The 8,618-nt window shown below is 44.8% G+C and carries 7 protein-coding genes; 1 reads left to right on the top strand and 6 read right to left on the bottom strand.

The features are described 5' to 3' along the window. Positions 1-223: 223 nt before the first annotated feature. The 6 genes from FEK47_RS00665 to amiC all read right to left on the bottom strand — a co-directional run bounded on the left by FEK47_RS00665 (position 224) and on the right by amiC (position 6,966). Positions 224-1,171, bottom strand: coding sequence for a phosphoglycerate dehydrogenase (locus FEK47_RS00665; protein ID WP_138183066.1), 948 nt, complete (start codon positions 1,169-1,171; stop codon positions 224-226). A 70-nt stretch (positions 1,172-1,241) separates the two neighbouring features. Continuing rightward, complete coding sequence (locus FEK47_RS00660; RefSeq protein ID WP_135487350.1) at positions 1,242-1,838, bottom strand: SIS domain-containing protein; 597 nt, start codon at positions 1,836-1,838, stop codon at positions 1,242-1,244. Between the two features lies 1 nt (position 1,839). Next, the gene (locus tag FEK47_RS00655; RefSeq protein WP_138183065.1) at positions 1,840-3,015 is read right to left on the bottom strand and encodes a PatB family C-S lyase; all 1,176 of its coding nucleotides are present in this window, start codon (positions 3,013-3,015) and stop codon (positions 1,840-1,842) included. Further along, positions 3,015-4,595, bottom strand: a complete 1,581-nt coding sequence (locus FEK47_RS00650) for a PTS transporter subunit EIIC (protein WP_135487349.1) — start codon at positions 4,593-4,595, stop codon at positions 3,015-3,017. Before FEK47_RS00650 ends, FEK47_RS00655 begins: the two co-directional genes overlap by 1 nt. Before the next feature lie 31 nt (positions 4,596-4,626). Continuing rightward, positions 4,627-5,451 carry a PRD domain-containing protein gene (locus FEK47_RS00645; protein ID WP_024247511.1) on the bottom strand — a complete coding sequence of 275 codons (825 nt, stop codon included), beginning with the start codon at positions 5,449-5,451 and terminating at the stop codon, positions 4,627-4,629. Positions 5,452-5,712: 261 nt separating this feature from the next. Continuing rightward, entirely contained in the window at positions 5,713-6,966 is a 1,254-nt protein-coding gene (gene amiC / locus FEK47_RS00640) for an N-acetylmuramoyl-L-alanine amidase AmiC (RefSeq protein WP_044189882.1), read from the bottom strand. Positions 6,967-7,197: 231 nt separating this feature from the next. Here amiC and argA point away from each other — a divergent pair, with 231 nt between their 5' ends. Continuing rightward, complete coding sequence (gene argA, locus FEK47_RS00635) at positions 7,198-8,529, top strand: amino-acid N-acetyltransferase (RefSeq protein ID WP_064529846.1); 1,332 nt, start codon at positions 7,198-7,200, stop codon at positions 8,527-8,529. Positions 8,530-8,618: the final 89 nt, after the last annotated feature.

Here is an 8,618-nt window from a genome sequence, read left to right as displayed (position 1 = left end):
CCCCCCCCCCCCCCCCGCCCCCCCCCGCACCCCCCCCACACCCGCCGACGTATTATGTTTCACGCACCTGCGGGCCTAGGAGCTTCGCGGCGGTGACGGGTGTTCAGACGTTTGGTGTTGGGTTCAAATCCGGCCCCCGCAACCAACACTTAGAATGCTGATAAACCGCAATGTGTTTCACAGATTGCGGTTTTTTTGTACCTGAAATCTTCCTTGTCTGAACTCACAGCACGTTTTTTATCTCCCTCCCCGCAAAGAAATCAATTATCGACCTGGCAACGTGTATCCCGGTTTGCTGGTATGACTCAACGGTGGCGGCAGCAATATGTGGCGTTGTAATGATATTTTTGGCATGCAGCAGTGGGCTAAATTGCGCCAGCGGTTCAGAGCTAAATACATCCAGCGCCGCAAAAACATTCCGTTCTTCAATAATCTGAAGTAAAGCCTTCTCATCCAGCAGTTTTCCCCTGGCGGCATTGATGATCAACGAGCCGTTACGCATCATCGACAAATATTTGTGGCTAATGAAATTCTCCAGATCAGGAGAAAACGGCAGAAGAACAATGATGACATGCGACTGCATAAAGATATCTTCAATTGATACGAACTGAACTCCAGCGTTGTCAGCAACCTGATAATCGGGTTGTTTGTCAAAAGCTAAGAGATCAACATCAAAACCAGACAACCTTTTCGCCAGTGTTTTACCAATATTACCGTAGCCAACCAGGCCAATCCGTTTCCCTTGTAACTCGCAGCCATGCGACTCGCCCCAATAACCATTTTGCATCGCATGATAGCTGCCAGGGATATTTCTCATGCTCGCGAAGATAAGACCAATAATAAATTCCGCAACCGCATTTGAATTAACCCCAGCTGCATTATTAACCACAATATCGGATTGCTGTGCCGCGCGAAGATCAATATTATCTATCCCCGTCCCGAATCTCGATATTATTCTCACACCAGGCAGTTGTGATAGCGTGTCCGCCTGATAGCAATCTTTTCCGGCAATGACTGCGCAAATAGATTCTCGTAATACTGTGGATTCAGATTTAACCAGATGCTCAACATTATTCTTAATAATAAGGTTAAAATGATTTTCTCTTAACAGCTTGCTGGCAGAAACACAACGCGCTGAAAAGCTGGGAACGGTGACCAGAACGTTTTTCATAGCTGACACTCACTTCAATGAACGCCACCTCAAAAGATGGCGTGACCGGTTACTGTTTTATATTCTGAAATTATGAATTTGCTTTAATGCCGAGCGCACCTCCTGGATGATATAAGCCGAAATCAGCACGAGTGAATTTTTTCAATTCGGAGAGTGCAAGCGCCACCGCATCACCAACAACCAGAACGACTGTCGATGAGCATGACGGCGCTAAACCTAAATTATCCGCCTCACTTTTGACGGGAATTTCAACGGATAAATCACAACTTATCGCAAGCGATGAGCGATAACTGCGGGTAAAAGAGATCAAATAATTACCCATTTTTTTCAGACTAGGTAGTGTTGCCAGGATTTCTGTCGTCTCACCACTGTTTGAAATAAGAATAACAACATCATCTTTCGCCACCATCCCAAGATCGCCGTGTACTGCTTCCGTACCGTGAACAAAAAACGAAGGAGTTCCGGTGCTGGCAAAAGTTGCTGCTAGCTTTCTGGCAATAATACCTGACTTACCAACACCAATAAAAACAACTTTTCCCTGACAAGATTGTAATACTTTAATTAAATTAGCAACTTCAGAAAGTGGGGAGTCAATAACCGCTTCAACAGCCTTATGTTCGTTACGCATAAAATGTTTAATAAGATGTACAAGTTCCGTGTTGTTCACTTTATTTTTCCTGATTAATGTTTTTAATTACACTCGCAAGACGTGTAAGCCCCATATATAATTTTTCTCGACCGCAGGCCAGGTTCAGACGAAGGTAGCCCTCCCCCTCCGTTCCATAGACATGCCCCGCCATAATGCCCACTTTGCCTTCATTAATTAATCGACTGTAGAATTCATCAAAGGGATAGCCAATAGCAGAGCAATCTATCCACGAAAAATAGCAGCCATCAGCCGGCCTTACGATCAATTCTGGAGTATTTTCATTCAGATACTGCTGGGTGAATTGAATGTTAGAGGCAATATGTGCCTTTAATGACTTTAACCATCCCTCACATTCATTATAGGCAACAATGGTTGCAATTATATTCAGTACTGATGGGGAGTTTACGAAATCGCGATACCTCGATATCGTTCTGAACTTATGATTAAAATCCTCGTCAGTTGAAATCAGATACGATCCTGTTAGCGCAGGAACATTAAATGTTTTCGATATCGAATTAAACACCACTACTTTTTCTTTTTTTATTTTAAGCGCTGATGTAAAGCTACGATTAAAAACAAAATCACTATGAATTTCATCTGCACATAACCAGACATTATGTCTTGCACAGTTTGTAGCGATTTTATGCAATTCTTCTTCCGACCAGACTGTTCCTGTCGGGTTATGAGGATTACATAATAACACCATCTTTGCGCTTTTAATCTTAAGATCAAAATCTTGCCAGTTGATAGCGTAACCCCCCTCATTTTTTATAATCAAAGAGGCTGTCAGAATATTTCGCTCGCTATGTTTAATTACATCAAAAAATGCATTATAGACAGGTGTAAAAACAAGAATATTATCACCATGCGATGTCAATAACTCTATTGCTTTAGCAACGGAGTACATCACACTGGGGCTATAGGTTATCCATTCAGGTTTAATGTCTGTTTGATATTGTTGATGATACCAGTTTACTATCGCATTCAGATATTCACCATGTTGCCAACGACTGTACCCTAAAACCGGGTGTTCCAGGCGTTTTTTTAATGCTCTGATGATAGCTTCCGGTATCGGAAGATCCATATCTGAAATAGAGAAGGGTAATACATCTTTTACACCAAATCTGTCCTCGCAAAAGTCCCATTGGGTGCAATATGTTCCTTTACGGGAAATAGGAGTATTAAAAATATCCATCAGCGCATCCCCATGTAGTTATCCATATCCCTACGCAGGGCGATAACTTTAGTGCCGATAATGACTTGTAGGGTATTTTGATCAAGTTTAACAACCGCAATCCCGCCAGCTCTTTTTATTGCAACTTCATCAATCAATCCCATATCTGCGATTGTTAAACGTAAACGAGTTACGCAATTATCCAGTGACTTAATATTCTCTTTACCACCAAGTGCCTTAACCATCTGCTCCGCTGCTTGCAACTCTGATTTATCAAGAGTTGGGGTATCCGCTATAGCCGTATCTTCGTGAGCGTTCAGCGTGACAGGACTGGACTCTTCACGTCCTACGGTCATCAGGTTAAATTTGAGAATGGTCCAACGGAACACAAAGTAATAAATGAAGAAATAGGCCACTTCGACACACACCGCGATCGGCCAACCTGTTCTTGTGCCACGCAATACGCCAAAGCTAATAAATTGAATCAGATCGCCAGTAAATCCCATCTTCACGCCCATATATGGCAAGACCATGTTGGCGAATCCATTCATAAAGGCATGGAAGACAAACAGCAGCGGACTGACAAATAAGAACAGAAATTCAATCGGTTCGCTGACGCCACCAATAATAACCGTAAGCACACCGGAAATAAGCAATGCTTTGATAGCCTTTCTGTTTTGAGCATGAGCAGTGCGATACATCGCCAGTGCAGCACCAGCCAGACCGTACTGAATCATCAGTTTGCCCTGCTCCATTTTCCCCGCCAAATCCAGCGGAATGACCGCATTCTCTTTGACGTACGCCATAAACATGTTCAGGGTGCCGTAATACTCTTCGCCGCCAATCACAGCCGAACCGCCGATTGGCGTAAAGCGGAACACTGACGTCACCAGATGGTTTAAGCCAAAAGGAATCGTCACACGTTCGGCAACTGCATAGAAGAAATAACCAACAGGACCGGAAGTTGATATCCAGTGGCCAATGAGCATGAAGAGATTGAAAAACGGCGGCCAGATAAAAGGAATGATCAGACCAAATCCACTCATCACAATCAGTGTAATGATAGGCACCAGACGTGGGCCGCTATAAAAACCTAATGATTCTGGAATGCGTAAATTAACGATCTTTTTATACATGCTGGCGACTAATAACCCAGCAACAATTCCCCCTAACACGCTGGTATTGTAGGACTGGATCCCCAGAATGATGGTTTGCCCATGTGTCGACATTTGGTCAGCAGCGACCAATAAATCGTGCTGTTTAAGATAAAAGTTCGTTCCCAGATGCATCGCCATAAAACCAATTAAGCCAGAAAAAGCGCCATAGGCTTTATCCTCTTTCTCTTTTAATAATCCTAATGGAATTGCTATCGCAAACAATACAGGTAAATTAACAAAGGCAAACAAACCAAGGCTAACAATGAAATCAAGTATGGTTTTAATTATTGGAATAGCCAGAAATGGAATTAACTTTGCCATATCATCACTGGCTAAACCACTTCCTAGCCCTAGCATCATGCCACATACACTTAGCAGAGCAATGGGATACATAAATGCCTTCCCCAGGCTCTGAAAAAAACTCCAGGCTTTCTTTTGTTTCATGTGGGTTATCTCATATAAATGTTATATATAATTAGTCCATTAATACTTTGGTACGAATTGAGAGATATAGTTTTTCTTCTAAAATTAATTCATATTTAAAAGTTGCATACAGATACCTTTCAATTTCATGAATTGCGCGCTGTAACAGGATGTCTTTCTCAAGAAACTGCTCATAGATGTCACCAATATCTTTCTGTTTTATCTTTTCATTGCATAAAACTCGATTAGAAAAATACTTAAGGTGCATCATAAATCTTGAATAGTTAAATGAACTTCTGTCCACCTTTCGGTTATAAATACCCTCGATAATCTCCGTGATTTTTTGAGATAATTCAATAATCCGTACCGATTCATAATCAGATGAATTTTCATAGTTATTTAAAATATGCAATGCAATAAAACCAATCTCATCATCCGGAAGTTGAAAGCTAAATTGCTCATTGATGATGGTTAATGCATCCCGGCTTATTGCATATTCTGCTTTGTACAACGCTTTGATTTCCTCAAGAAAAAAATTATTTATTTGTATTCCGGAGGAGACTCTGGATATTGCATTTGAAATGTGATCGGCAAGAATAAGCAATAGCGATGGATTTAACTTTCTTTCAAGATTACACTCCGCGTAGTACACTATCTTTTCGGCAACAAACACATACTCAATATCCACATGTTCGATCAATTTATAGAGTTTGTTTTTTTGTTCATTTCTGACATAAAAAACTCTGTTAGCAGGATGCTCAGGTACAGGCATGCCATATTTTTTGTTGTAACCGACGCCAGGCCCAGAAATGATAACCTCCTGTCCATTCATCGATGCCTGCACACAATTATTGTTCATGACTTTTTCGATGATCATTTCATGGCTCCAAAAAAAAAGGCAAGGCACGTCAGAAGTAATGATTACTTCAAACATTGCCTTGCCTGATTTAACAGTTACAAGATGATTAACTAATGCGTATACCTTACACGGGATTGTCTTTAATAAAAGAGACGCCAGGCTTATTTTTCTGGCCAATTTTCAAATATTCGACAACAATCACAAAATCATTATTTAATATTCATGTCAATAATATTTATTCAATGAAATATAAATACATTGAATAAATAAATTAAAACATCATCCCCTTCTCGCCAGCGTCGCCCCATCGGCAAAATACGCTTTAATTCCCGCAAGAATAGACTCCGCAACTTCCTGCTGGAAAGTCGCCGTTTTCAATTTGCGCTCTTCCTCAACGTTACTGATAAACGCCGTTTCGACCAGAATGGAGGGAATATCTGGCGCTTTCAGCACAGCAAACCCGGCCTGCTCAACCTGATTCTTATGCAGTTTGTTGATTTTCCCCAGCTTATTTAGCACGGCCTTACCAAACTTCAGGCTGTCGGCAATGGTCAACGACTGCACCATATCGAACATGGTGTGGTCGACATAGCGGTCGCCGCTTTTGCTCACGCCACCAATCAAGTCCGAGGCGTTCTGGGTTTGCGCCAGATATTTTGCCGCAGTACTGGTTGCGCCTTTGGTAGAGAGCGCAAACACCGAGGAACCGCTCGGCTGGCGACTGGTAAAGGCGTCGGCATGAATAGAGACAAACAAGTCAGCACGCTGTTTCTGTGCTTTTGCTACGCGCACTTGCAACGGAATGAAGATGTCTTCATTACGCGTCATATAAACCTTCATATTGCCCTCTTTCTCGATCAGAGAGCGCAGACGGCGAGCTATTTGCAATACCACGTCTTTTTCGCGCGTTTTGTATTTCCCCACCGCGCCGGAGTCTTCGCCGCCGTGGCCAGGGTCAAGCATAATGACAATCGGACGATCGCGCCCGGCCTTGCCTGGCTGCGGGCCACTCTGCGCAGGCGGCACCTGCTTTTCGAGGTCGCCTTTGTTGTAATCTTCCAGCAGCGCCAGCAATGGGTCCTGCATGTCCTGAGCATTGGCCGGATAAAGGTCCATCACCAGACGTTCTTTAAACCCGGCGACCGGCGCGAGGGCAAACATCTGCGGTTTTACGTTTTGCTTTAATTCAAAAACCATCCGTACGGTTTGCGGGTCAAATTGCCCGACGCGTGCCGACTTGATGAACGGGTCGTCAGCGCGGATTTGCGCAGCCATCCCCTTGAGCACCGAGTTCAGGTTGACATCTTCGATATCCACCACCACGCGTTCTGGGTTACTCAACGCGAACTGCTTATATTTCAGCTGACGATTTGATTCTACCGTCACGCGGGTGTAGCTGGACGCAGGCCAGACGCGCACCGCCACGACCTGGCTGACCGCAGCCAGACTCACCTGGCTTACGCTCAATAGCCACATGGCGCCCGCGCCTTGCAGTAAACGACGACGGCTGATTGCAGTGTTGGATCCTGACATGCCTCTCCCGAGCAAAAGAAATCTAAGCTGTGTAACAAGTAAACGACCAATTTGACCGGAAACTTTAGCGAAAGACGCATAATCTGTCATCTATAAAACGGTAAACATTCTATTTATATTCACGGTATTACTGATAAAAAAGTCGCACTCGCATAAAATTTGCACTTGCGCATGGCGAAAAAACAGAATAAAAATACAATAATTTCGAATAATCATGCAAAGAGGTATGCCGTGGTAAAGGAACGTAAAACCGAGCTGGTCGAGGGATTCCGCCATTCGGTTCCCTATATCAATACCCACCGGGGAAAAACGTTTGTCATCATGCTCGGCGGAGAAGCCATTGAGCATGAAAATTTCTCCAGTATTGTCAATGATATTGGGTTGTTGCACAGCCTCGGCATCCGTCTGGTGGTGGTTTATGGCGCACGTCCGCAGATCGACGCGAATCTGGCAGCGCATCACCACGAGCCGCTATATCACAAGAATACGCGCGTGACCGACGCCAAAACGCTGGAGCTGGTGAAGCAGGCTGCGGGAACATTGCAACTAGATATAACCGCTCGCCTGTCAATGAGCCTCAACAACACGCCGTTGCAAGGCGCGCATATCAACGTCGTCAGCGGCAATTTTATTATTGCCCAGCCGCTTGGCGTGGATGATGGTGTGGATTACTGCCATAGCGGGCGCATCCGGCGGATTGATGAAGAAGCGATTCATCGCCAACTGGACAGCGGTGCGATTGTGCTGATGGGGCCGGTGGCGGTTTCGGTCACTGGCGAGAGCTTTAACCTGACTTCGGAAGAGATTGCCACTCAACTGGCCATCAAACTGAAAGCTGAGAAGATGATTGGTTTTTGCTCTTCACAGGGCGTCACTAATGACGACGGTGATATTGTCTCAGAACTTTTCCCTAACGAAGCGCAAGCGCGGGTAGAAGCCCAGGAAGAGAAAGGCGATTACAACTCCGGTACGGTGCGCTTTTTGCGTGGCGCAGTGAAAGCCTGCCGCAGCGGCGTGCGTCGCTGTCATTTAATCAGTTATCAGGAAGATGGCGCGCTGTTGCAAGAGTTGTTCTCACGCGACGGTATCGGTACGCAGATTGTGATGGAAAGCGCCGAGCAGATTCGTCGCGCAACAATCAACGATATTGGCGGTATTCTGGAGTTGATTCGCCCACTGGAGCAGCAAGGTATTCTGGTGCGTCGTTCTCGCGAGCAACTGGAGATGGAAATCGACAAATTCACCATTATTCAGCGCGATAACACGACTATTGCCTGCGCCGCGCTCTATCCATTCCCGGAAGAGAAGATAGGTGAAATGGCATGCGTGGCTGTACATCCGGATTACCGCAGTTCATCAAGGGGCGAAGTTTTGCTGGAACGCATTGCAGCCCAGGCGAAGCAAAGCGGCTTAAGCAAATTGTTTGTACTGACTACGCGCAGTATTCACTGGTTCCAGGAACGCGGATTTACCCCAGTGGATATTGATTTGCTGCCGGAGAGCAAAAAGCAGTTGTACAACTACCAGCGTAAATCAAAGGTGTTGATGGCGGATTTAGGGTAAGCAATGAAAATCGCCGGATGCGATATGCGCAATGCCCCCAGGCATGACAAGACGCGCATGCGTCGCATCAGGCATCGGCACTCATCGTC

This window comes from Escherichia sp. E3659, from assembly GCF_005781135.1.
Taxonomy (GTDB): domain Bacteria; phylum Pseudomonadota; class Gammaproteobacteria; order Enterobacterales; family Enterobacteriaceae; genus Escherichia.
Note: the sequence above shows the minus strand (reverse complement) of the source record. Positions and strands in the feature narration are given on the sequence as shown.

Bases quoted from the DNA above. Each gene is read 5' to 3' on its own strand.
- FEK47_RS00665 (WP_138183066.1), bottom strand. From the start codon at position 1,171: ATGAAAAACGTTCTGGTCACCGTTCCCAGCTTTTCAGCGCGTTGTGTT.
- FEK47_RS00655 (WP_138183065.1), bottom strand. From the start codon at position 3,015: ATGGATATTTTTAATACTCCTATTTCCCGTAAAGGAACATATTGCACC.
- FEK47_RS00650 (WP_135487349.1), bottom strand. From the start codon at position 4,595: ATGAAACAAAAGAAAGCCTGGAGTTTTTTTCAGAGCCTGGGGAAGGCA.
- FEK47_RS00645 (WP_024247511.1), bottom strand. From the start codon at position 5,451: ATGATCATCGAAAAAGTCATGAACAATAATTGTGTGCAGGCATCGATG.
- amiC (WP_044189882.1), bottom strand. From the start codon at position 6,966: ATGTCAGGATCCAACACTGCAATCAGCCGTCGTCGTTTACTGCAAGGC.